This is a genomic window from Pseudomonas sp. AF03-9 (genome assembly GCF_020515815.1).
In the GTDB taxonomy this organism is placed as follows: Bacteria; Pseudomonadota; Gammaproteobacteria; order Pseudomonadales; family Pseudomonadaceae; genus Aquipseudomonas.
In genome coordinates, this window is record NZ_JAHPJF010000001.1 from 14,366 (window position 1) to 38,346 (window position 23,981).

The 23,981-nt window shown below is 62.1% G+C and carries 22 protein-coding genes; 8 read left to right on the forward strand and 14 right to left on the reverse strand.

Annotation, left to right across the window (positions count from 1 at the left end):
* Positions 1-7: 7 nt before the first annotated feature.
* The 11 genes from LIY36_RS00085 to LIY36_RS00135 form a co-directional block, all read right to left on the reverse strand.
* A complete protein-coding gene (locus tag LIY36_RS00085; RefSeq protein WP_192299786.1) occupies positions 8-601 on the reverse strand; it encodes an aminodeoxychorismate/anthranilate synthase component II in 594 nt (197 codons plus the stop codon).
* A gap of 10 nt (positions 602-611) precedes the next feature.
* Positions 612-2,093, reverse strand: coding sequence for an anthranilate synthase component I (trpE, locus tag LIY36_RS00090; protein WP_226454452.1), 1,482 nt, complete (start codon positions 2,091-2,093; stop codon positions 612-614).
* Positions 2,094-2,162: 69 nt separating this feature from the next.
* A complete protein-coding gene (locus tag LIY36_RS00095; RefSeq protein WP_192299788.1) occupies positions 2,163-2,981 on the reverse strand; it encodes a phosphoglycolate phosphatase in 819 nt (272 codons plus the stop codon).
* A complete protein-coding gene (rpe, locus tag LIY36_RS00100; protein WP_192299789.1) occupies positions 2,978-3,652 on the reverse strand; it encodes a ribulose-phosphate 3-epimerase in 675 nt (224 codons plus the stop codon). Before rpe ends, LIY36_RS00095 begins: the two co-directional genes overlap by 4 nt.
* An 84-nt stretch (positions 3,653-3,736) precedes the next feature.
* A complete protein-coding gene (locus tag LIY36_RS00105) occupies positions 3,737-4,885 on the reverse strand; it encodes an iron-containing alcohol dehydrogenase (protein ID WP_226454453.1) in 1,149 nt (382 codons plus the stop codon).
* A 219-nt stretch (positions 4,886-5,104) separates the two neighbouring features.
* The gene (locus LIY36_RS00110; protein WP_192299791.1) at positions 5,105-5,929 is read right to left on the reverse strand and encodes an ABC transporter permease; all 825 of its coding nucleotides are present in this window, start codon (positions 5,927-5,929) and stop codon (positions 5,105-5,107) included.
* Between the two features lie 12 nt (positions 5,930-5,941).
* The gene (locus LIY36_RS00115; protein WP_226454454.1) at positions 5,942-7,189 is read right to left on the reverse strand and encodes an ABC transporter permease; all 1,248 of its coding nucleotides are present in this window, start codon (positions 7,187-7,189) and stop codon (positions 5,942-5,944) included.
* Between the two features lie 182 nt (positions 7,190-7,371).
* Positions 7,372-8,412, reverse strand: a complete 1,041-nt coding sequence (locus LIY36_RS00120; RefSeq protein WP_226454455.1) for an ABC transporter substrate-binding protein — start codon at positions 8,410-8,412, stop codon at positions 7,372-7,374.
* 44 nt (positions 8,413-8,456) lie between these two features.
* Positions 8,457-9,569 (reverse strand): ABC transporter ATP-binding protein, encoded by a 1,113-nt coding sequence (locus LIY36_RS00125; protein WP_226454456.1) that lies wholly within the window; start codon positions 9,567-9,569, stop codon positions 8,457-8,459.
* A gap of 225 nt (positions 9,570-9,794) precedes the next feature.
* Positions 9,795-10,424, reverse strand: a complete 630-nt coding sequence (locus tag LIY36_RS00130; protein WP_038842984.1) for a response regulator — start codon at positions 10,422-10,424, stop codon at positions 9,795-9,797.
* An 18-nt stretch (positions 10,425-10,442) separates the two neighbouring features.
* Positions 10,443-12,437 carry a sensor histidine kinase gene (locus LIY36_RS00135; protein WP_192299795.1) on the reverse strand — a complete coding sequence of 665 codons (1,995 nt, stop codon included), beginning with the start codon at positions 12,435-12,437 and terminating at the stop codon, positions 10,443-10,445.
* 77 nt (positions 12,438-12,514) lie between these two features.
* On the opposite strand from LIY36_RS00135, the gene LIY36_RS00140 reads away from it, so the two are divergent.
* Positions 12,515-13,489, forward strand: coding sequence for an alpha/beta hydrolase family protein (locus LIY36_RS00140; RefSeq protein ID WP_226454457.1), 975 nt, complete (start codon positions 12,515-12,517; stop codon positions 13,487-13,489).
* Positions 13,490-13,643: 154 nt separating this feature from the next.
* Here LIY36_RS00140 and LIY36_RS00145 read toward each other — a convergent pair whose 3' ends face one another.
* Genes LIY36_RS00145 through LIY36_RS00155 form a run of 3 tightly spaced genes read right to left on the reverse strand, consistent with a single transcriptional unit; the run spans position 13,644 to position 16,109 of the window.
* A complete protein-coding gene (locus LIY36_RS00145; protein ID WP_192299797.1) occupies positions 13,644-14,411 on the reverse strand; it encodes a TerB family tellurite resistance protein in 768 nt (255 codons plus the stop codon).
* Between the two features lies 1 nt (position 14,412).
* Positions 14,413-15,087 (reverse strand): N-acetylmuramate alpha-1-phosphate uridylyltransferase MurU, encoded by a 675-nt coding sequence (gene murU, locus LIY36_RS00150; protein ID WP_192299798.1) that lies wholly within the window; start codon positions 15,085-15,087, stop codon positions 14,413-14,415.
* Positions 15,084-16,109: an aminoglycoside phosphotransferase family protein gene (locus tag LIY36_RS00155; protein ID WP_226454458.1), complete on the reverse strand. Its 1,026-nt coding sequence runs from the start codon at positions 16,107-16,109 to the stop codon at positions 15,084-15,086. Before LIY36_RS00155 ends, murU begins: the two co-directional genes overlap by 4 nt.
* Positions 16,110-16,239: 130 nt before the next feature.
* On the opposite strand from LIY36_RS00155, the gene LIY36_RS00160 reads away from it, so the two are divergent.
* From LIY36_RS00160 to glpE, 7 genes are all read left to right on the forward strand, one after another.
* Positions 16,240-19,077 (forward strand): LPS-assembly protein LptD, encoded by a 2,838-nt coding sequence (locus LIY36_RS00160; protein ID WP_226454459.1) that lies wholly within the window; start codon positions 16,240-16,242, stop codon positions 19,075-19,077.
* The gene (locus LIY36_RS00165) at positions 19,052-20,392 is read left to right on the forward strand and encodes a peptidylprolyl isomerase (RefSeq protein ID WP_226454460.1); all 1,341 of its coding nucleotides are present in this window, start codon (positions 19,052-19,054) and stop codon (positions 20,390-20,392) included. Before LIY36_RS00160 ends, LIY36_RS00165 begins: the two co-directional genes overlap by 26 nt.
* Positions 20,389-21,378, forward strand: a complete 990-nt coding sequence (gene pdxA / locus LIY36_RS00170) for a 4-hydroxythreonine-4-phosphate dehydrogenase PdxA (protein WP_124529347.1) — start codon at positions 20,389-20,391, stop codon at positions 21,376-21,378. Before LIY36_RS00165 ends, pdxA begins: the two co-directional genes overlap by 4 nt.
* The gene (rsmA, locus tag LIY36_RS00175) at positions 21,375-22,187 is read left to right on the forward strand and encodes a 16S rRNA (adenine(1518)-N(6)/adenine(1519)-N(6))-dimethyltransferase RsmA (RefSeq protein ID WP_226454461.1); all 813 of its coding nucleotides are present in this window, start codon (positions 21,375-21,377) and stop codon (positions 22,185-22,187) included. Before pdxA ends, rsmA begins: the two co-directional genes overlap by 4 nt.
* Positions 22,188-22,293: 106 nt before the next feature.
* Entirely contained in the window at positions 22,294-22,674 is a 381-nt protein-coding gene (apaG, locus tag LIY36_RS00180; RefSeq protein ID WP_192299804.1) for a Co2+/Mg2+ efflux protein ApaG, read from the forward strand.
* A complete protein-coding gene (locus LIY36_RS00185) occupies positions 22,674-23,522 on the forward strand; it encodes a symmetrical bis(5'-nucleosyl)-tetraphosphatase (RefSeq protein ID WP_192299805.1) in 849 nt (282 codons plus the stop codon). Before apaG ends, LIY36_RS00185 begins: the two co-directional genes overlap by 1 nt.
* 9 nt (positions 23,523-23,531) lie before the next feature.
* Entirely contained in the window at positions 23,532-23,861 is a 330-nt protein-coding gene (gene glpE, locus LIY36_RS00190) for a thiosulfate sulfurtransferase GlpE (RefSeq protein WP_192299806.1), read from the forward strand.
* Positions 23,862-23,981 lie beyond the last annotated feature (120 nt).

Genomic DNA, 23,981 nt, shown 5'->3' on the forward strand with positions numbered 1-23,981 from the left:
AAAGTCCTTAGCGCGTGCCGCCGCTCTGCTTGAGAAAATTGGCGAACAGCTCGTAGCCCTGCTCGGTCAGGATCGATTCAGGGTGAAATTGCACCCCTTCGACATTCAGTGTCTTGTGACGCAGGCCCATGATCTCGTCGACCGAGCCGTCTTCCAACTGGGTCCAGGCGGTCAGTTCCAGGCATTCGGGCAAGGTTTCGCGCTTGACCACCAGGGAGTGGTAACGGGTCACCGTCACCGGCAGATTCAGGCCGTGGAACACGCCCACATTGTTGTGGAACACCGGGCTGGTCTTGCCGTGCATGACCTGGCGCGCGCGCACCACGTCACCGCCAAAGGCCTGGCCGATGGACTGGTGGCCCAGGCACACGCCCAGGATCGGCAATTTACCGGCGAAGTACTTGATCGCTTCGAGGGAGATGCCCGCTTCGGTCGGCGTGCACGGCCCTGGCGAGACCACAATGCGCTCTGGGTTCAGCGCGGCGATTTCGGCCACAGTCATTTCATCGTTGCGCACCACCTTGACCTCGGCACCGAGTTCGCCCAGGTACTGCACAACGTTGTAGGTAAAGGAGTCGTAGTTATCAATCATCAGCAACATGGGGGAAACCTCAGGAATTGGGGGTCTGTTCAGCCAGCGCAACGGCGCGGAACATCGCGCGGCGCTTGTTCAGGGTTTCTTCCCATTCGAGGGCCGGCACCGAGTCGGCGACAATCCCGCCACCGGCCTGCACGTGCAACTCCCCGTCCTTGATCACCGCAGTGCGGATTGCAATCGCAGTGTCCATGTTACCGTTCCAGGCGAAATAACCCACGGCACCGCCGTAGACACCACGCTTGACCGGCTCCAGCTCGTCGATGATTTCCATCGCACGGATCTTCGGCGCGCCCGACAAGGTGCCCGCCGGCAGAATCGCACGCAGTGCGTCCACCGCGGTCAGGCCGGCCTTCAGCTCACCCGTGACGTTGGACACGATGTGCATCACGTTGGAATACCGCTCGATGACCATCTTCTCGGTGAGCTTCACCGAACCGATTTCCGAGACGCGCCCGGTATCGTTGCGGCCCAGGTCGATCAGCATCAGGTGCTCGGCGATTTCCTTGTCGTCGCTGAGCAGGTCTTGTTCCAGCGCCACATCCTCTTCTTCGGTCGCGCCACGTGGGCGGGTGCCGGCAATCGGGCGCACGGTGATCAGGTTGTCTTCGACGCGCACCAGCACTTCCGGCGAGCTGCCCACCACGTGGAAGTCGCCAAAATTGAAGAAGTACATGTACGGCGTCGGGTTGAAGCAGCGCAGCGCGCGGTACAGATCGATCGGCGCGGCCTTGAAGTCGATGGACATGCGCTGCGACGGCACCACTTGCATGCAGTCACCGGCGAGGATGTATTCCTTGATGGTGTCTACTGCGCGCTCGTAGTCATCCTGGGTAAAGCTGGAGCGGAACACCGGGTCGGCCGCCGGCGGACGGCTGAGGTCCAGGCCGCGACGCGGGGTGATCGGCTGGCGCAGTTTTTCCAGCAAGGCTTCGAGGCTGGCCTGGCCTTGTTCGAATGCGTCCGCCTGGGACGGGTCGGCGAGCACGATTGCGTGCATCTTGCCGGCGAGGTTGTCGAACACGACGACCGCGTCGGAGACCATCAGCAGAATGTCCGGCACGCCCAGCGGGTCCGGATTCGGGCATTTGCCCAAGCGCTTTTCCACGTAGCGCACACAGTCGTAACCGAAATAACCCACCAGGCCACCGTTGAAACGCGGCAGCCCCGGGATGGTCGGCACGTTGTAGCGCGCCTTGAAGGTTTCGACGAAGGCCAACGGGTCTTCTACGTCGTGGCTTTCGATCTCGACGCCATCATGGGTGATGCTCACGTGGTGATCGTGAACGCGCATAACGGTGCGGCACGGCAGGCCAATGATCGAATAACGGCCCCATTTCTCGCCGCCCTGCACCGATTCCAGCAGATAGGAATTGGGCTCGTCGGCCAGTTTCAGGTAGATCGACAGCGGCGTGTCGAAGTCGGCCAGGGTTTCGCAGGCCAGGGGGATACGGTTATAGCCGGCAGCGGCCAAACGCAGGAATTCTTCGCGGATCATGTGTGCCTCGTGGCGTGAGGGTCTAACGGTCAGGTATGCAAACGTGCCGCGTAGCGCGGCCGGGATCAGTCAGGCGCGCCAACGCCAGCGGGCCAGGGCCTTGATGACTTTCATCCAGAGTTTGCGAGTGACCACCACGATGGGATTTCCAGAAGGGGACGGATCGGTGTCGGGCAACGTTATCTCAGCGCCCGCTCCCAAGCAACCGGGGATTAGCAGTCGCAGGTCATCAATCACCAGCGACGGCGACTCTTCGGCAATGGGGCGGCCGTGGTTATAGCCGTAGCTCAAGGCCACGCACTGCACGCCAGCGGCCTTTGCGGCCAGCACGTCACTGCGCGAGTCACCGACAAACAGCGACTGCGAGGCAGGAATATTGGCCATTTTCATCACGAAAAACAGCGCCGCCGGGTCGGGTTTCTTCTGCGGCAAGGTATCGCCGCCGATGATCCAGCGGAAATAGCGGCCGATTTTCATCTGGTCCAACAGCGGCGCGACGAACCGCTCCGGTTTGTTGGTGATCAGGGCCATTTCCACGCCCTGCTTGCTCAACCACTTGAGGGTGTCTCGTACGCCGGGGTAGACCACGGTCAGTTCGTGGCCGTCTTCATAGGCGGTGTTGAACAGTTCCAGCGCGTGCTCGGCCTCGACCTCATCGACCCCCTCGGCATCGATGTTATTGGCCAAGGCCCGGCGTACCAGCATCTGCACGCCGTTACCGACCCACATGCGTACCGCCTCGATCCCCGCCGGCTTGCGCCCCAGTTTGAGCAGCATGTTGTCCACCGCCGCCGCCAGGTCTGGCACCGAGTCGATCAGGGTACCGTCCAGATCAAACATCACCAGCCGGGGCAGTTTGCCGGGAAACAGCTGCTCAAAGCCGCTCATGGACGCGCCAGCGCCAGTTCGGCGCGCATCTTGTCGATGACGTCCTGATAGTTCGGCGCGTTGAAGATCGCCGAGCCGGCCACAAAGGTGTCGGCGCCGGCGGCGGCGATTTCGCGGATGTTGTTGACGTTGACCCCACCGTCGATTTCCAGGCGGATGTCACGGCCGGACGCGTCGATCAGCGCGCGGGCTTCGCGCAGCTTGTCGAGCGTGCCGGGGATGAACTTCTGCCCGCCGAAGCCTGGGTTGACGCTCATCAGCAAGACCATGTCGACCTTGTCCATCACGTACTTGAGCACGTCCAGCGGCGTCGCCGGGTTGAACACCAGGCCCGCCTTGCAGCCGCCCTCGCGGATCAGCTGCAGGCTGCGGTCGACGTGTTGCGTGGCTTCCGGGTGGAAGGTGATGTAGGTCGCACCGGCTTCGATGAAGTCGCCGACGATACGGTCCACCGGGCTGACCATCAGGTGCGCGTCGATCGGCGCAGTGACGCCGTACTTGCGCAGCGCCGCGCAGACCATCGGACCGATGGTCAGGTTGGGCACGTAGTGGTTGTCCATGACATCGAAGTGCACGAAGTCGGCACCGGCGGCCAACACGTTGTCCACTTCCTCACCCAGGCGGGCGAAATCGGCGGAGAGAATCGATGGAGCAATTACGAAGGGCTGCATGACGCACCTTTTCTGAGCTAAATCACGATGGCGCGCATTGTATACCGCATGCTTTGCCACGCGCACCGTGACCTGTCTCAACGGCTAGTAGGCAGCCCGGTAGATTTTCTCGATGTCGGCCGCGCTGAGCTTGCGCGGATTGTTGCGCATCAGCCGCTCAATGCCCGCCGCTTCGGTGGCCATGGCCGGGATGGCGTCCTCGGGCACCCCGAAACTGCGCAGGCCCGCCGGGATCTCGACTGCGGCACACAGTCGCGTCATCGCCTCGACAGCGCTATCGGCCGCATCGACGGCGCTCATCCCCGTGACATTCACGCCCATGGCCTGGGCAATCTCCTGCATGCGCTCCACGCATGCCAGCTTGTTCCAGTGCATCACATACGGCAGCAACAGCGCATTGCTCACCCCATGGGCAATATTGAACCGCCCGCCCAACGGGTACGCCAGCGCATGCACTGCGCCCACGCCGGCATTACCAAAGGCCATGCCGGCCATCAGGCTGGCGGTGGCCATGTCATCCCGGGCCTGCAAGTTGGCCGGGTTGGCGTAAGCCTTGGGCAACGCGTTGGCGATCAGCTTGATTGCGCCAATCGCCAGCGCATCGGTGATCGGCGAGGCATTCAGCGACAGGTACGACTCGATGGCATGCACCAGCGCATCCACGCCACTGGCGGCAGTCACGCTACGCGGGCAGGTGAGGGTCATTTGCGGGCTGATCAGCGCGACATCCGGCAACAGATAGTCGCTGACGATGCCTTTTTTCAGTTGCGCGACCTTGTCGGAAAGGATCGCCACGTTGGTCACTTCCGAACCAGTGCCGGCCGTGGTCGGGATCGCGATCAGCGGCGGCCCCTTGCGCGGCACCTGGTCGACACCGAACAAATCCGCCAGCGCGCCGTGGTAACCGGCATAGGCGGCTACGCTTTTGGCAATGTCGATGGCACTGCCGCCGCCCAGGCCGATCAGCCCGTCATGCCCGCCTTCGCGGTAGGCGCGCATGCAGTCTTCGACGATGGCGATTTCCGGGTCGGGCAATACGCGGTCGAATATTTCGTAACTGCGCTCGCCCAGGTGTTCGAGCGCCAGCGCCACGGTACCGGACTTGACCAACGCAGCGTCGGTGACAATCAGCGGGTTATCCACATCCAGGCGCGTGAGTTCAAACGCCAGTTGTTCGATGGCGCCAGCGCCGGTGAGCAGTTTGTGGGCGATCTTGAATGAGGAAGTACTCATGTGCGCGGCCTCTTATTCGGAAATGGGCTGGCACAAGCGTAGCTGAGGGAAATAGGTTGTCAGCCATTCAGCAACTGAATGCAGAGGTAATTCAAAGTGGGCACGGTCGATGTGGGAGCTGGCTTGCCTGCGCTAGCGGTGTGTCAGCAGCAGATAAGCAAGCTGGCCCACAGCTATCGCAGGCAAGCCAGCTCCCACAGTTGATCCGGTTTCGGTACGTTAGACCTGTGCGGTACGCAGTTTTTCGCTGCGGCCGCGCAGCCATTCCAATGTCAGCAACAGCAGTACCGAGAAGGCAATCAACAACGTCGCGGCAGCAGCAATCGTCGGGCTGAGGTTCTCGCGGATACCGCTGAACATCTGGCGCGGCAACGTCGCTTGCTCAGGCCCGGCCAGAAACAGCGTCACCACCACCTCATCAAACGACGTCGCAAAGGCAAACAACGCCCCGGAAATCACCCCCGGTGCAATCAGCGGCAAGGTCACCCGACGGAACGCGGTCAAAGGCGAAGCGCCCAGGCTCGCCGCCGCCCGCACCAGGTTATGGTTGAAGCCCTGCAACGTCGCCGACACGGTGATGATCACAAACGGCACGCCCAGTACCGCATGCACCACGATCAGCGAGAAAAAGCTGTTACCCAGGCCCAGCGGCGCAAAGAACAGGTAACTGGCCACGCCGATGATCACCACTGGCACCACCATCGGCGAAATCACCAGGGCCATCACCAGCGCCTTGCCGGGGAAATTGCCACGGGTCAGGCCAATCGCCGCCAGGGTACCGAACACCATCGCCAACACCGTGGCCGCCGGGGCGACGATGATGCTGTTTTTCAGCGCACGCATCCATTCGGCCGAGCCGAAGAAGTCCTGATACCAATGCAACGAAAACCCCTGCAACGGATACACCAGGAAACTGCCGCTGTTGAACGACAGCGGGATGATCACCAATACCGGCAATATCAGGAACAACAGGATCAAGCCGCAGAGGATCCGCAAGCTGTAGAACCAAACCCGCTCAACGGGCGACATATAAGGGCTCAGCATCGCAAGGTCTCCTTAGCTCAGGCGCAGGCGGCTGGCGCCCACCAGCCGGTTATAGATCAGGTACAGCAACACGGTGGCCAGCAGCAGCAAGCCGCCCAGAGCCGTGGCCATGCCCCAGTTGATGCTGGTGTTGGTGTAGAAGGCCACGAAGTAGCTGACCATCTGGTCGTTCGGGCTGCCCAGCAGCGCCGGGGTGATGTAGTAACCAATCGCCAGGATGAACACCAACAGGCAACCGGCGCCCACACCGGCGTAGGTCTGCGGGAAGTACACGCGCCAGAAGCTGGTGAACGGGTGGCAGCCCAGGGAGATCGCCGCACGCATGTAGGTGGGCGAGATGCCCTTCATCACGCTGTAGATCGGCAGGATCATGAACGGCAGCAGGATGTGCACCATGGAGATGTAGACCCCGGTGCGATTGAACACCAGCTCCAGCGGTTTATCGATCAGGCCCATGCTCATCAGTGCGCTGTTGATCAGGCCACCGGATTGCAGCAACACGATCCACGCCGCCACCCGCACCAGGATCGAGGTCCAGAACGGCAGCAGCACCAGGATCATCAACAGGTTGCTTTTACGCGCCGGCAGGTTCGCCAGCAGGTAGGCCAGGGGATAGGCCAGCAGCAGGCAGATGGCGGTGATCACCAGGCCCATCCAGAAGGTACGGGCGAAGATGTCCAGGTAGATCGCCTGGTCCGGCGTGGCCGGGGCGACTTCACCGAGGTCGTCGATGCGGTGATCGACGGCCGCCAGCAGGTAGAACGGCGTCAGGCTGCTGGTGTTGCGCCGGATCGCCTGCCAGTACGCCGGGTCGCCCCAGCGTTCATCGAGGCTTTCCAGCGCTTGCTTATAAGAGGCCGGCGCTTCGGTAAACGGCAGCGCACGGGCGGTTTTGGTCAGCAGGCTGCGATAGCCGGCCAGTTCCATGTTCAAGCGCTTGGACAGGTCGCCCAAGGTCTGGTTTTTGCGGGCTTCGCCCAGGTCCTCACTGAGGGCCTGATACACCGGCTCGCCCGGCAGGCCACGCCCGTCCCAGGCCGTCACCGCCACCACGGTACGCGGCAAGCCGCCCACCACTTCCGGGTTGCCGACGCTCTTGAACAGCAGCGCAACGATTGGCACCAGGAACACCAGCAGCAAAAACAGCACCAGCGGCGCAATCAAGGCCTGGGCCTTCCAGCGATTGACCCGCTCGGCATGCGCCAGACGCTGCTTGAGGGTGGGGCTGTTGACCTCGTTAGAGGGAACGGCGATGGCCATGGCTAACTCCGGGAAATCTGAAAATGAATGCAATCTACTGAACACAGCAGATCCCATGTGGGAGCGGGCTTGCTCGCGAAGGCGGTGGATCAGCTTGCACATGTGGCGGCTGATCTACCGCCTTCGCGAGCAAGCCCGCTCCCACACAAGCCCACTACACATGGATTTAGCGGTGTTGCTGATTACTTGGCAGCCCACGAGTTGAAACGCTGCTCCAACTGCTCGCCGTTATCCGCCCAGAAGCTCACATCGATCTGCACTTGGTTGGCGATGTTTTCCGGGGTGGTCGGCATGTCCTTGAGGATGTCCTTGGCCAGCAACGGTACGGCTTGGGTGTTGGCGGGGCCGTAGGCGATGTTTTCCGAGTAGGTCTTCTGCTGCTGCGGCTGTACCGAGAAGGCGATGAATTTCTTCGCCGCTTCGGCACGGTCCTTGGCCAGGCCTTTAGGAATGGCCCATGCGTCGAAATCGTAGATACCGCCGTTCCACACCACTTTCAGGTTGCTTTCTTTCTGCACGGCGGCGATGCGGCCGTTGTAGGCCGAGCTCATCACCACGTCACCCGAGGCGAGGTACTGCGGCGGTTGCGCGCCAGCTTCCCACCACTGGATCGACGGCTTGAGTTCGTCGAGTTTCTTGAACGCGCGGTCCTGGCCATCTTTGCCGGCCAGTACTTTGTAGACGTCCTTCGGCGCAACGCCGTCGGCCATCAGCGCGAATTCCAGGGTGTACTTGGCGCCCTTGCGCAGGCCGCGCTTGCCCGGGAATTTCTTCACGTCCCAGAAATCCGCCCAGCTGGTAGGCGCGCTGGCCAGTTTATCGGCGTTGTAGGCCAACACCGTGGACCACACGAAGAAGCCCACGCCGCACGGCTGGATCGCGCCTTTAACGTAATCGGCGGTGTTGCCGAACAGTTTCGGGTCCAACGGCTCGAACATGTCTTCGTCACAGCCACGGGACAGCTCCGGCGACTCCACTTCCACCAGGTCCCAAGACACGCTCTTGGTGTCGACCATGGCCTTGACCTTGGCCATTTCACCGTTGTACTCGCCAGCGACGATCTTGCCGTTGCCCGCGCTTTCCCACGGGGCATAGAAGGCCTTGACCTGGGCGGCCTTGTTCGCGCCACCGAAGGACACGACAGTCAGGTCCGGGCCGGCCATGGCCTGGGTCGCACCGATCAGGCCCAGGGCCAGGGCGGAAAATTTCAGGGTTCTCAACATTGTTGTTCTCTCCACGTGCAGGGTTGGTGAAGCCATGGGGGCGATTAATTCGCCTCTAGAAGTGGGTCGAGTGCGCGAACGTGCTCGACTTGCCAGCCAATCGGAACCACGTCGCCGACTGCCAGGGCCGGGTCCAGCTCGGCAATCGGTTGTTTCACAAAAAAATCGGCCTTGCCGCAGACTTCCAGGCGCACACGCACGTGGTCGCCCAGGTAGATGAATTCCGCCACCCGCCCCGAGAAGCGGTTGACGCAACTTTCGCTGGAACCATTGAGGCTGACGCGCTCCGGGCGCACCGACAGGGTCACCGGGCCACCGATCTGGCCGACGTTGACCGCCAGTGCCTCGACCTTCTCACCGCGCGCCAGCTCGACCACGCAGCGCTCGCCGGAGTGGCTGTGCAGGCGGCCATTGAGGCGGTTGTTTTCGCCGATGAAGTTGGCGACGAAGGTGTTCTTCGGCTCTTCATAAAGTGTGCGCGGTGGGGCGATCTGCTGGATCTCGCCCTGGTGGAACACCGCCACACGGTCGGACATGGTCAAGGCTTCGCCCTGGTCATGGGTCACGTACACCACGGTCACGCCGAGGCGCTGGTGCAGGTGCTTGATCTCCATCTGCATGTGTTCACGCAGTTGCTTGTCGAGGGCGCCGAGGGGTTCATCCATCAGCACCAATTGCGGTTCGAACACCAAGGCGCGGGCCAGGGCCACACGCTGCTGCTGGCCGCCGGACAATTGCGCCGGGTAGCGCTGGGCGAAGGCGTCGAGCTGGACCATGCTCAGCACACGTTTGACCCGCTCGCTGATGTCGGTCTTGCTCAGGCCGCGCACCGACAGCGGGAACGCCAGGTTCTCGGCGACGGTCATGTGCGGGAACAGCGCGTAGTTCTGGAACACCATGCCGATGTCGCGCTTGTGCGGCGGCACATTGTTGATGGCGCGCCCGGCCAGCTGGATTTCGCCGGCGGTCGGCGTTTCAAAGCCGGCAAGCATCATCAGGCTGGTGGTCTTGCCCGAACCGGAAGGCCCGAGCAGGGTGAGGAACTCGCCCTTGCGAATCTCCAGGTTGAGGTCTTTGACGATCAGGTTCTCGCCGTCGTAGCTCTTCTGCACGCCACGAAAGCTGACCAGGACCTCATTTGAATCCACCTCGCTCATACCCGCACCTTTGTATTTTGGACTGCTGTGGCACAAGCGTAGTCCAGGCGCGAGGCCCCGGAAATCGGGGGCCGGGAGAGAATTGCATCAGCCGGATGGAAGGTTGGGGGTAGGGATTGCCCTACACGGATGGCGCGCACGGGACAGTGCCGACGCAAGGGGTGAGCCGCAAGCGGCAAGAATAGGTGCGGCGAGATTTTCGGGGTGTCGTTATTGGGTATGTCGTCAGAGGAGCTTGTGTTCCATCGCGTACTTCACCAGTTCGGCCAGGGAGGTGATATTGAGTTTTTGCATCAAGCGCGCCTTGTGGGTGCTGATGGTTTTGCTGCTCAACGCCAGTTGCTGGGCGATGTCGTTGACGTTGGCGCCCTGGGCCAGGCGTTCGAACACCGAGAACTCGCGCTCCGACAGCAACGAATGCAGCGGCCGCGCATCGGTCAGGCCGACCTCGAAGACCATGCGGTCGGCCAGGTCCGGGTCGATATAACGCCCGCCCGCCGCGACCTTGCGAATTGCCGTGAGCAACAGCGCCGGATCGCTGTCCTTGGTGGCGTAACCGGCGGCACCGACCTTCAACGCACGGGCGGCCATTTGCGCCTCATCGTGCATCGACAACACCAGGATCGCCGGTGGGTTGTTCAATGCACGGATCCGCGCAATCGCCTCCAGGCCGTTGACGCCGGGCATCGAGATGTCCAACAGCACCACCTCGCAGGCCACATGGCGCAAGGTCTCCAGCAACTGCTCGCCATTGCTCGCCTCGCCGACCACCAGCAGGTCTTTGGCCAGGCCGATCAATTGCTTGATGCCTTCTCGAACGATGGTGTGGTCTTCGGCTACCAGTACGCGGATCACAGGGACTTCCTCTTGGTGTTATGCATCCAACGGCACCGTGACACTCAGGGTGGTGCCCTCCCCCAACTCGCTGTCCAGGCTCAACTGCCCGCCCATGATCAACACGCGCTCACGCATGCCGACCAGGCCAAACGATACCGGGCGGCCCTGGGCCTGGACAAAACCGACGCCGTCATCGCTGATGGTCAGCCGCAAGTCCGAATCCTCCACAGCCAGGGTCAGTTCGACAGTATGCGCCTGGGCATGGCGCATCACATTGGTCAGCGCCTCCTGCAGGATGCGGAACAGGCCGATGGCCTTGGCATCGCTCAAGGCGGGCAGATTATCCGGAACCTGCACCAGGCAGGGAATCTGCGTACGCGCTTCGAAGCGCCGCGCCTGCCATTCGATGGCCGAGGCGATCCCGGCGTCGAGAATCGGCGGGCGCAACGCGGTGGCCACATCGCGCACCAATTGGAACAGTTGGGCGATCAGGCGCTTCATGCTGTTCAGGCGCTCCTGCAGGCCGGGGTCGAGTTGGGCGTAGGCCAACTCGCACATGGAGGTTTCCAGCTTGAGCACGGTGAGCATCTGTCCCAGTTCGTCGTGCACTTCGCGGGCGATGCGCGCTTTTTCTTCTTCACGCACGGTTTCCAGGTGCGCGGACAGTTCGCGCAGTTGCGCCTCGCTCTGCAGCAACGCGGCCACGTAGCGACGGCGTTCGGTGACGTCATTGAGGTAGACCACCAGGTATTCGCCGTCGGCAAAGCGCAGGAAGCTCAACGACACATCGGCCGGCAGGATGCTGCCATCGGCGCGCAGGCAGTCGGTGGCAAAGTTCTGCGGGGCGTCGTCGCTGGCGCGGGCGCGCTTCCACAGGTTGAGCCAACGGTCCATGTCCAGGGTCGGATCAAAATCGATCAGCGGTCGCTCGATCAAGGCTCCGGGCGCGTAGCCAAGCATGCTTTCCGCCGCACGGTTGGCGTAGCGCACATGGCTGTCCCAGTTGACCCACAGAATGCCGACGGTGCTTTGATCGATGGAAAACTGCGTCAACCGCAACGCCTCGGCGCCCGCCGCACGCGCGGCGCTTTCTTCCCGCGCGCCGAGCAAGCTGTGCTCCAGGCCGCGCAACTGGCGCCGCTGCCAGAACAGCGCCGCCAGGCCGGCCAGCAGCAACAGGCCGAGCAGCAGGCTGAGGTTTTGCCACAGCCCTGGCGACTCCGACAACCGCGGGTATTTGGGTTGCAGCCAGCGGGTGTGCAGTTGGTCCAGATCCCGGGCGGGGATCGCGCGCAGCGCACTTTGCATGATCCCGGCCAGTTCCGGCCATTCGCGACGCGTGGCCACCCGCAGCAATTGCGGCAGGCCGATGTCCCCCACCACCGCCAGCCCGGCGAATTCCGCCTCACCCGACAGCCGGCTCAATTGCGCCTCATCCACCACGGCGTAGCGCGCTTGCTGGCTGAGCAGCAATTGCAAGGCCTGGCGCTCCATGGGCACGCCTTGCAGGTTCAGTTTGGGATAGGTACTGCGCAGGTAGTCGGCCACGGCACTGGGCATACGCACGGCGATGCGTGAGAGTTCGTCGAGTTTTTCCAACTCGACGGCGCCGCCACCTTCACGGGTCCCGACGATATGTTGGGGCACCCGCATATACGGATCGGTGAACAACCACAGGCGCAAACCGGCCGGGGTTTGCTGCAAGCCGGGGGCGATGTCGACCTCACCGTCGCGCAACGCCTCTTCCAGTTGCTCCTGGGTGGGAAAGTTGCGCCAGCTCAGTTCGATGTTCAACGCCTTGGCCAGCCACTGCATCAACTCGACATTGGCCCCCGACAAGCGCTGCAAGCGCCGGTCGTACTGCGCGTAGGGCGCCTGCAGCACCAGGCCGACGCGCAGCTGCGGGTGCGCGGCCAACCATTCCCGTTGCCCGGCATCCAGCTGCGCTTGCGGCGCCGCAGAGACAGGCGTGGCTCCCGCCATCAAGGGAAACCACAAACAGCCGATAACCAGCAGACAGCGAAAACCCATGATCCACGTCTCACATCACTGACAAATACTGACCAACCCATTAGGCTGCTGGAATCACTTACGGCCGGAAACCAACGATGCCACCTCGAAACCGCTCGGCACTGCCAGCATTGTGCCTGTCGCTGCTCTTTACCAGCGGCTTTTCTGCGCAGGCCGCCGATGCGCCTGCCCCCGCCGCCGAAACACCTGCCGTGCGCCAACCCCTGCCGGAGCGTAGCCAGGAAGATGCCAGCGCCCTGGAACGCCAGGTTCCGCGCGAGGAACAGCAACAACTGCAGGCCGCCAGCGATACCTTCCTGGCCTTGTGGAAACCGGCCAACAGCGCCGAACCCGAAGGCGTGGTGATTATCGTACCGGGCGCCGGCGAAAGTGCTGACTGGCCGCAAGCAATTGCACCGCTGCGGCGCAAACTGCCCAATGCCAATTGGGGCACCCTCAGCCTCTCGCTGCCCGACATCAACATCGACACCTTGCCACCTCGGGTGATCGAAGCGCCGAAGGCAGCGGTCGACACCAGCAGCAAAGACGGCAGCACCGCCGCCAAGCCCATCGAACAAGCGGCCAGCGCCGAAGCCGAAGGCACCGATCCGGCGGTGGTGCCAGGTGCGGACGAGAGCGACAAAACCGACGCCAAGCGCATCTTCGACCGCATCGACGCCGCCGTCGCCTTCGCCCAGACCCAGGGTGCGCGCAGTGTGGTGCTGCTCGGCCACGGCACCGGCGCCTGGTGGGCGGCGCGTTATCTCAACGAGAAACAACCGGCCCAGGTGCAGAAACTGGTGATGGTCGCTGGCAAAACGCCCGCAGGTCGCCAGCCGAATTTGCAACAACTGGCTCCGGAGCTGAAGGTGCCCACGGCGGATGTGTTCTATCAAGACGCCGCCCAGGATCGCAAGGCAGCTCTGGAGCGCGTCCAGGCCGCCAAGCGATCGAAAAATGACGGTTATAAGCAGGTGTCACTTAAAACCGTGCCGGGCAACAGCGCGGCGGAGCAGGAGCAGCTGTATCGACGGATTCGTGGCTGGTTGAGCCCGCAGGCAACCGCCGACTGATCGCAGGCTCAAAGAACACCGCTGATCCCCTTGTGGGAGCGGGCTTGCTCGCGAAGGCGGAGTATCAGTCACAGATGTTTTGACTGAACCACCGCATTCGCGAGCAAGCCCACTCCCACATTGGAATGGGTTATCAAATCAAGACTGGCGACGACTAGCGGAAATCCCGGCGCTCGCGAATCAATGCAAACGCGCTGTGCAGCTCGCGGGTACGCTCGGTGGCCTCAAGCACTTGCGCGGGGCTTGCGCCAGTGCCAGCAATCTTGTCCGGATGGTGGCGGCTGAGCAGGCGCCGATAGGCACGTTTGATCACCGCAGGTTCAGTGGTGGCCGTCACGGCGAGCAGGCGCAACGCGTCCTGATAGGACATCCCCCGGCTCACCAGCGGTTTGCGTTCCGGCTTGTAGTCAGTCGCCAATGCCTGCAACTGTTGCGGCGTCCAGCCCAGCCATTTACCCCATTGCTCGATCAGATCGCGCTCGGCGTCATCCGCCTTGCCGTCCGCCCAGACCATGCGCCAACAGGCACGCAATACACCTTCCGCGGCATGGGGCTGGGCCTTGAGCACGCGCAAGTAGCTGCGCACGCGGTCGGTGCCGGACTTGCCGCGGTTGAACGCGGCAATCGCCCGGCGCTGGGCAGGCTCGGACATATCCAGCGCGCGCATTTCCTGGCGCGCCTGCTGGATATGCCCGTCGACGATCCGGCCATTGCTTTTGGCCAGGCGACCCAGCAGCACAAACAACAACTCGTCGTTGCGCAACGCTGGCCGCCCGCCGAGACGCTCGCGCAGTTGCGCCCAGTTTTGCAGGTGCAACCGCCGATCCAGCGCCTGCCCCAACAGCGCACCCAACATGGCCCCCGGAATACTGGCAATGGCAAAGCCAGCCCCGGCGCCGATCAGCGTCCCTGGCCACAGCATGTTACTGCCCCGCTGTCAGCAGGGTTTCGACTTGCGCCAGGCGCTCCAGCGTACCGACATCAATCCAGCGTCCCGCCATGTGCTCCCCCGTTACCAAATCCTTGGCCATCGCCGCCCGCAACAGCGGCGCCAGCTTGAAGGCACCGGCGCTGCAACCCGCGAACAGCTGCGGGTCGAGCACAGAAATGCCACTGAAGGTCAGGTTATCGGCACCGGGCGCAGCATCATGAAGCAAACCTTGATCGAGGTAGAAATCACCGCCCGAGGGGTGATGTGCCGGGTTATCGACCATCACCAGATGGGCCAGGCCTTGGAGCGGCTGGCGCAGTCGGCTGAAATCGTAGTCGGTCCAGATGTCGCCGTTGACCACCAGAAATGGCTCATCCCCCAGCAACGGCAAGGCCTGGAAAATCCCGCCACCAGTCTCCAGCGGTTCGCCCTCCGGCGAGTACTGGATACGCAAGCCGAACTGCGCGCCGTCGCCCAGGTAACTTTCGATCTGCTGGCCGAGCCAGGCATGGTTGATCACGATTTCAGTGAAACCGGCCTTGGCCAGCGCCTCCAGGTGATACTCGATAAGGCGCTTGCCGCCGGCCTGCACCAGCGGCTTGGGCGTGTGCAGGGTGAGCGGACGCATCCGCTCACCTTTGCCGGCGGCCAGGATCATGGCCTTCATACAGTCGCCTCGGCGGGCTGGCGCAGGCTGGTCAGCAGTTCGGCCAATTCGCTCAGCTCAGGGCGATCCGCCAGCACCGCTTCTATATAAGCAAAGAAGCGCGGTACATCGGCCAGGTAGCGGGGTTTGCCGTCGCGATGGCAGATCCGCGCAAAAATGCCGATGACCTTGAGATGACGCTGCACGCCCATCAGGTCGCTGGCGCGCAGGAAGTCATCAAATTGCGCCTGTACCGCAATTCCGGCCTGCACAGCGCGCTCCCAGTAGCCGCGCTGCCATTCACGCACACGAGCCTGGGGCCAGCTGAGGAACGCATCCTTGAACAGGCAGGTGATGTCGTAGGTCACCGGGCCGTAGACCGCGTCCTGGAAGTCCAGTACGCCGGGGTTGGGCGTGCTGATCATCAGGTTGCGCGGCATGTAGTCGCGGTGCACCAGCACTTTCGGCTGGGCCAGGGCGCTGTCGATCAGCAGGTCGCTGGCGCGTTGCCACAGCGCTTGCTGGTGGGTATCCAGTTCACGACCCAGGTGGCGACGCACGTACCACTCGGGAAACAATTCCAGCTCGCGGCGCAGCAAAGCCACGTCATAGCTGGGCAGTGGCGCGTCCATCGGCAATTGCTGGAAGGCCAGCAGGGCGTTGATGGCATCGGCGAACAATGGGTCGGCGTTTTGCTCGTCGATCACGTCCAGATAGGTTTTTGTGCCCAGGTCATTGAGCAAAAGAAAGCCGCGCGGCAAATCTTCTGCATAAATTTTTGGCACATTTATTCCCGATTTCGCCAGCAAATGCGCGATATCGACGAAAGGTTTGCAGTTTTCCTGGGGGGGTGGGGCGTCCATCACGACGAACGTGCGACCACCGCCTTCCCAACGGAAGTAGCGCCTGAAACTCGCGTCGCTACTGGCCGCGGTCAATGTAGCCGGGGGTACGGCACCCCAGCCTTGAGCGTTGAAAAGGATCGGTAACTGCTCATCCAGCCAGACTTCCAGCTGTTGTAAACGTAGATCTTGCTCGGGCATTACAAGGGTCTCCGACGGCGCTAGCCGTCAAGCGGGGCATGCTTTATTATCACGCATCTTTTTCAGACCATCGAGAGGCGTGCGGCCCAAACCGCGGGCAGATGGCACGCAGGAAGCCCGGACTAATAAGATGGCATTGAAATCCCCCGCGTTTCGTAGAAAATTTCCGTTGCTGGTAACCGGCAGTCTGCTGGCCTTGCAACCCTTCGCCACCTCATTCGTGGTCGCCGCGGAACAGTATGACTGCTCAGTCTCTGCTTCGGGTGCCTGGGATTGCGCGCCGAAAACCGCCGCAGCCCCATTGCCACCGCGTCCGGTGCACGACGGTGCCGCCGCTGGCTCGACCGCCGTTGCGTCGCAAGGCGAAACCGGCGGCAGCGCCGACGCCGCGCCGCAGACCGCACTGGTCACCGAATCCAAGGGCCGTGGCCTGCGTTCGCGCAGCGCCGACTACAGCCACCTGGACTGGGTACCCCGCGAGAAGCTGACCGCTGCCCAACTGGCCGAAACCGGCCCGTATTGCGGCGGTGCGTATATCGAGCCGACTCGTCCTGGCATGAACGACAAGACGAAACAGAGCGATGCGCCGACCTTCATCGGTGCCAAGGCCTCTCGTTACGAGCAGGAACAACAGGTCGCGACCCTGGCCGGTGACGTCGTCATGCGTCAGGGCAGCATGCAGATGGAATCCGATGAGGCCAGCCTGTATCAGGCCGAGAACCGTGGCGAGCTGAACGGCAAGGTCCGTCTGCGCGACAACGGCGCGCTGATCGTCGGCGACCATGCCGAAGTCCAGCTGGATACCGGTGCGGCACAGATCGACAACGCCGAATACGTGATGCACAAGTCGCGTATCCGCGGCAGCGCGCTGTACGCCAAGCGTGCCGAAAACGCGATCATCCGTCTCAAGGACGGTACGTACACCACCTGCGAGCCGGACAGCAACGCCTGGCAGCTCAAGGGCAACAACATCACGTTGAACCCGGCGACCGGTTTCGGTACGGCCACCAACGCGACGTTGCGGATCAAGAACATTCCGATCCTGTACACCCCTTACATCTATTTCCCGATCGACGACCGTCGTCAGTCCGGCTTCCTGCCGCCGAGCTTCAGCACCGGCAGCGAAACCGGCTTTACCCTGGTCACGCCGTACTACTTCAACCTGGCGCCCAACTACGACGCCACGTTGTACCCGCAATACATGACCAAGCGCGGCATGTTGATGGAAGGCGAATTCCGCTACCTCACCAAGTCCAGCGAAGGTCAGTTCGGCGGCGCGTACCTGAATGACGATAGCGACGAGCGCAAGAAGCAGACCGATTACGAAAAAACCCGCTATATGCTCAATTGGCAGCATAAGGGTGGGCTGGATTCGCGCCTGTCGACCGAGGTTGACTACACCAAAATCAGCGATCCGTTCTACTTCCAAGACCTGAAGGCCTATCAGGAAGGTGTTGAGAGCCGAGACTTCCTGAACCAGCAAGGGGCGCTGACTTACCGTGGCGACTCCTACAGGGCGCGCTTAAATGTCCAGGCTTATCAGTTGGCGACGATCTCCCAGATAACCCCGTATGACAGGTTGCCGCAGATCACGTTCAACGGGACACTGCCTTACCATCCGGGTGGACTGGACTTCACCTATGAAACCGAGGCCGTAAGGTTCGATCGGAATCTCAGGAGCGGTAACGTCATCAATGAAGACGGTGGCCCGATAAATGCGGACGGTACTGTCGGTGAAAAACGCTTGGATGAATATGTCAGAGGGTTAACCCGTGCAAACGGTACTCGCCTGAACGCTGCCCCGGCTGTCTCATACCCGATGGAGTCGACCTACGGTTTCATTACGCCGAAGCTCAAGTACGTCTACACCAAGTACGATCTTGATCTGGATAACCGAGGCAAGAACGACATCGCTGCGGCGCAAGCAGCAGCAGCGTTAGCCGGGACCCAATATTCCGGCGGCACATTCAAAAGCTCGCAAGACCGTGCCGTGCCAGTCGCCAGTGTCGACAGCGGCCTGTACTTCGACCGCGACACCAACTGGTTCGGCAAAGACTATCGCCAGACTCTTGAACCGCGCGCCTTCTACTTGTACGTACCGAACAAGGACCAGAGCGACATCCCGGTATTCGACACCAGTGAGTACTCGTTCAGCTATGCCTCGCTGTTCCGTGACAACCGCTTCAGCGGCTCCGACCGGATCGGCGACGAGAACAAGCTCTCCCTGGGTGTGACTAGCCGCTGGATCGAAGAAAACGGCTTCGAACGTCAACGCATCGCCGTTGGCCAGGCGCTGTACTTCAAGGATCGTGAGGTGCAACTGCCGGGCATCCTCGCCGCAGACCGTGCCGACGCACAGTCCGATGTATCGCCAATCGCCCTGGACTACGAGTTCCGCTTCAACCGCGACTGGCGCGCCACGGCCGACTACAACTGGGACACCGAGAACCACAGTCCTCGTTCCGGCAGCGCGATGTTCCACTACCAGCCGGAAGACAACCCGAACAAGGTCGTCAACCTCGGCTACCGCTATCGCAACGATCAGGTGGTGTACAACCAGCTGACCGGCAAATGGCAGTTCGGTGGTGACTACGGCACGCCAGGCGCTGACAACTACGTGAAGGATTACTACAAAATCCAGCAACACGACTTCTCGATGATGTGGCCGATCGTTCCGCAGTGGAACCTGATCACCCGCTGGCAGTATGACTATGCCCGCAACCGCACCCTGGAAGCCTTCGGTGGTTTCGAGTACGACAACTGCTGCTGGAAACTGCGTGTCATCAACCGTTACTGGGTTGCCAACGACGAATACAGCCAGATCGCCCCGCTTAACGAAAAGGGTGACCACGGGCTCTTCCTGCAGATCGTCCTCAAAGGACTCGGCGGCCTGACCGGCGCCAAGGTAGAGAGCTTCCTCGACAAAGGCATTGAAGGTTATCGTGAACGTGAAGACCAAGCTTTCTGATTGTCTGCGCCCGCTCGTACTGGGCGCGCTGTTCCTGGGTACCGCATCGGCACACGCTGCGGTTCAACAGCTGGATAAAGTGGTGGCCATCGTCGATAACGACGTGATCATGCAGAGCCAGCTGGACCAACGCGTCAAGGAAGTTCAGCAAACCATCGCCAAGCGTGGCGGTGGCGTGCCACCGACCAGCGTGCTGGACCAACAGGTGCTGGAACGCCTGATCGTCGAGAACCTGCAACTGCAGATCGGCGAGCGTTCGGGCATCCGTATTTCGGACGAAGAACTGAACCAGGCGGTTGGCACCATCGCTCAGCGCAACAATATGAGCATTGACCAGTTCCGTGCCGCCCTGGCCCACGACGGCTTGTCCTATGAGGACGCCCGTGACCAGATCCGTCGCGAAATGATCATCAGCCGTGTACGTCAGCGTCGCGTAGCTGAGCGGGTGCAGGTCTCCGAGCAGGAAGTGAAGAACTTCCTGGCCTCGGACCTGGGCAAGATGCAGCTTTCCGAAGAACTGCACCTGGCCAACATCCTGATCCCTACCCCGGACAGCGCCAACTCCGAACAGCTCAATGCAGCAGCGGCGAAAACCCAGGAAATTTACAACCAACTCAAGCAAGGTGCCGACTTTGCTCAGATGGCTATCGCCAAGTCAGGCAGCGACAACGCCCTGGACGGCGGTGACATGGGCTGGCGTAAAGCCGCTCAATTGCCACCTCCGTTCGATCGTGAGCTGAGCGCCATGCAGCCGGGTGAAATCACTCAGCCAGCACGTACGCCGGGCGGCTTCATCATCCTGAAGTTGCTGGAGAAACGCGGCGGCGAGACCTCGCTGAAAGACGAAGTGCACGTTCGTCATATCCTGGTCAAACCTAGCGAAATCCGCACCGAAGCCCAGACCAAGGAACTGGCCCAGAAGATCTACGACCGCATCCAAAGCGGTGAAGACTTCGCCACCCTGGCCAAGAGCTTCTCGGAAGACCCGGGTTCCGCCCTCAACGGCGGCGACCTGAACTGGATCGACCCGAAAGCCCTGGTGCCGGAGTTCCAACAGGTGATGGCCGATACCCCGCAGGGTGTATTGTCCAAGCCGTTCAAGACCCAATATGGCTGGCACGTGCTGGAAGTCCTTGGCCGTCGCGCCACCGACAACACCAGCCAGGCCCGCGAGCAACAAGCCCTGTCCGTACTGCGTAACCGCAAATACGACGAAGAGCTGCAAACCTGGTTGCGTCAGATCCGTGACGAAGCCTACGTAGAAAACAAGCTGCCAGGCGCCGAGCAAACAGGCACCGACCAGGCAACCCAGTGAAACCCCAGCGTTTCGCAGTAACACCCGGCGAGCCGGCCGGCATTGGTCCAGACCTGTGCCTGCTGCTCGCCTCGCACCCCCAGCCACACCCGCTGATTGCCATTACCAGCCGCGACCTGCTCCTCGAGCGGGCCGCGCAACTGGGCGTGGCTGTCAGTTTGCTGGATGTGGCACCGGGCAACTGGCCCGACCTGCCCGCCCCCGCCGGCAGCCTGTATGTGTGGGACACCCCACTGCAAGCCAAGGTGGTGGCCGGGCAACTGGACACTGCCAATGCCGCGTTCGTCCTGGAAACACTGACCCGTGCCGGCCAAGGCTGCATCGACGGCGACTTCGCCGGGATGATCACCGCACCGGTGCACAAGGGCGTGATCAACGAATCCGGGATCGCCTTTTCCGGGCATACCGAATTCCTCGCCGAACTGACCCACACCGAACAAGTCGTGATGATGCTGGCCACCCGCGGCCTGCGCGTCGCCCTGGTGACCACGCACCTGCCGCTGCGTGAAATTGCCGACGCCATCACCGTCGAGCGGGTGGAGCGCGTCACGCGCATCCTGCACGCCGACCTGCAACAGAAATTCGGCATCGCCCAACCGCGTATCCTGGTCTGTGGGCTCAACCCCCACGCCGGTGAAGGCGGCCACTTGGGCCATGAAGAAATCGACATCATCGAACCCACCCTGGAGCGTCTGCGCCAAGAAGGCATGGACCTGCGCGGCCCATTGCCTGCAGACACTCTGTTTACCCCCAAATATCTGGAGCACTGCGACGCAGTGCTGGCGATGTACCATGACCAGGGGCTGCCGGTGCTTAAATACAAAGGCTTCGGCGCCGCCGTCAACGTGACACTGGGCCTGCCGATCATCCGCACCTCCGTCGACCATGGCACTGCCCTGGACCTGGCGGGCAGCGGCAAGATCGATACCGGCAGCCTGCACGTGGCCCTGGAAACCGCCTATCAGATGGCCGAGACCCGTATATGACCGAGCATTACCAACACCGGGCGCGCAAGCGCTTCGGGCAAAACTTCCTGCACGACGCTGGCGTGATCGACCGCATCCTGCGCTCCATCCATGCCAAACCCGAAGACCGTCTGCTGGAAATCGGCCCGGGCCAGGGCGCACTGACCCAAGGCCTGCTGGCCAGCGGTGGGCAACTGGACGTAGTGGAACTGGACAAGGACTTGATCCCGATCCTCAACCAGCAGTTCGCTAACAAGCCCAACTTCAACCTGCACCAGGGCGATGCGCTGAAGTTCGACTTCAACAGCCTCAACGCCGCGCCGAACAGCCTGCGCGTGGTGGGCAACCTGCCGTACAACATCTCTACGCCGCTGATTTTCCACCTGCTGAATAACGCAGGGATCATCCGCGACATGCACTTCATGCTGCAAAAGGAAGTGGTCGAGCGCCTGGCCGCAGGGCCTGGCGGCGGTGATTGGGGCCGCTTGTCGATCATGGTCCAGTACCACTGCCGCGTCGAACACCTGTTCAATGTCGGCCCGGGCGCATTCAACCCGCCGCCGAAGGTCGATTCGGCCATCGTGCGCCTGGTGCCACACGCTGTGCTGCCGCATCCGGCCAAGGATCACAAGCTGCTCGAACGCGTGGTACGCGAGGCCTTCAACCAGCGTCGCAAGACCCTGCGCAACACGCTCAAGGCTTTGCTGAGCAATGCTGAAATCGAAGCCGCCGGCGTCGACGGCGGCTTGCGCCCCGAGCAGCTGGACCTGGCTGCATTCGTGCGCCTGGCCGACCAGCTTGCCATCCAGCCAGCGCCCGCCGCGGACTGAAGCCTGCCGAGCACAGGCCAGACGGCATGTCTGGCCTAGTGCCCGCCTCTTGGCCTAGACTGATCCGCATCTGCTGTCCTCCGCTTTTGCTTTTAAGGCCTTTCGCATGTCCGATCCTCGCTATCAGATCGACGTCAGCGTCGTCACCCGCTTCCTCGCGGACCAATCGCAACCTGAACAGAACCGCTTCGCCTTTGCCTACACCATCACGGTGAAAAACAACGGGCTGGTGCCGGCCAAGTTGCTATCACGCCACTGGGTGATCACCGATGGTGACGGTCAGGTCGAGGAAGTACGCGGTGCCGGCGTCGTCGGCCAGCAACCGTTGATCGACTGCGGCGCCAGCCACACCTACAGCAGCGGCACGGTGATGACCTCCAAGGTCGGTACCATGCAAGGTTCCTATCAGATGAAAGCAACGGACGGCCAGCTGTTCGACGCCGTCATCGCACCCTTCCGCCTCGCCGTGCCAGGAGCCCTGCACTGATGGCGACGTACGCGGTCGGCGACCTGCAAGGCTGCCTGGAGCCCCTCAAATGCTTACTTGAGCGCGTGGCCTTCGACCCGAAAAGCGACCGTCTGTGGCTGGTCGGTGATCTGGTCAACCGCGGCCCCGAATCCCTGGAGACCCTGCGCTACTTATATAGCCTGCGCGATTCCCTGGTCTGCGTGCTGGGCAACCACGACCTGCACTTGCTGGCGGCGGATAAAAACGTCGAACGCCTGAAAAAAAGCGACACCCTGCGGGAGATCCTCGACGCACCGGACCGGGCCGATTTGCTCGATTGGCTGCGCCGACAAAAGCTCATGCACTATGACGAGGCCCGCAACATGGCCCTCGTGCATGCCGGCATCCCGCCGCAATGGACGCTGAAGAAAGCCCTCAAGTGCGCTGCCGAAGTCGAGGCGGCCCTGGCCGATGACAACCTGTACACCGCCTACCTCGACGGCATGTACGGCAACGATCCGGTGAAATGGGACAACGACCTGACCGGCGTCGCCCGCCTGCGGGTGATCACCAACTACTTCACGCGCATGCGCTTCTGCACCGCCGAAGGCAAGCTGGACCTCAAGAGCAAGGAAGGCGCCGACACCGCGCTGCCCGGCTACAAACCCTGGTTCGCCCACAAGGACCGCAAGGCCGCCGGCACAAAGATCATCTTTGGCCACTGGGCAGCCCTCGAAGGCAAGTGCACCGAGCCCGGTATATTTGCCCTCGACACCGGCTGCGTGTGGGGCGGTGCCATGACCCTGATGAACATCGACACCGGCGAGCGCCACAGCTGCCAGTGCGAATCGCCTCTTTCCGTTACCCTGCCGGCCGCCAAGCCCTAGGAGCCCCCCATGAGCGAATTCAAACGCATCTCTCCCGAACAAGCCCAGGCCCTGCGCGAGAAAGGCGCAGTGGTTGTCGACATCCGCGACCAACCGACTTTTGCCGCTGCACACATCAGCGGCGCCCAGCACCTGGACAACCACAACATCGCCGACTTCATCCGCGCCGCCGACCTCGACGCACCGGTGATCGTGGGTTGCTACCACGGCAATTCCAGCCAGAGCGCAGCGGCCTACCTGATCAGCCAGGGCTTCTCCGACGTCTACAGCCTGGACGGTGGCTTTGAGCTGTGGCGTACGACCTTTCCTGCGGAAATTTCCTCAGGCGACTCGCAATAATTTTTTTCACACCCCGCTACCCCGCGTGACGCTTGGGCTCGCGCCGTTTCTGACGAACGGCGCAGCCAAACTAATTACGCATCGTGCCTTGACCTCCCTGATTCCGAACTATCCTTAAGC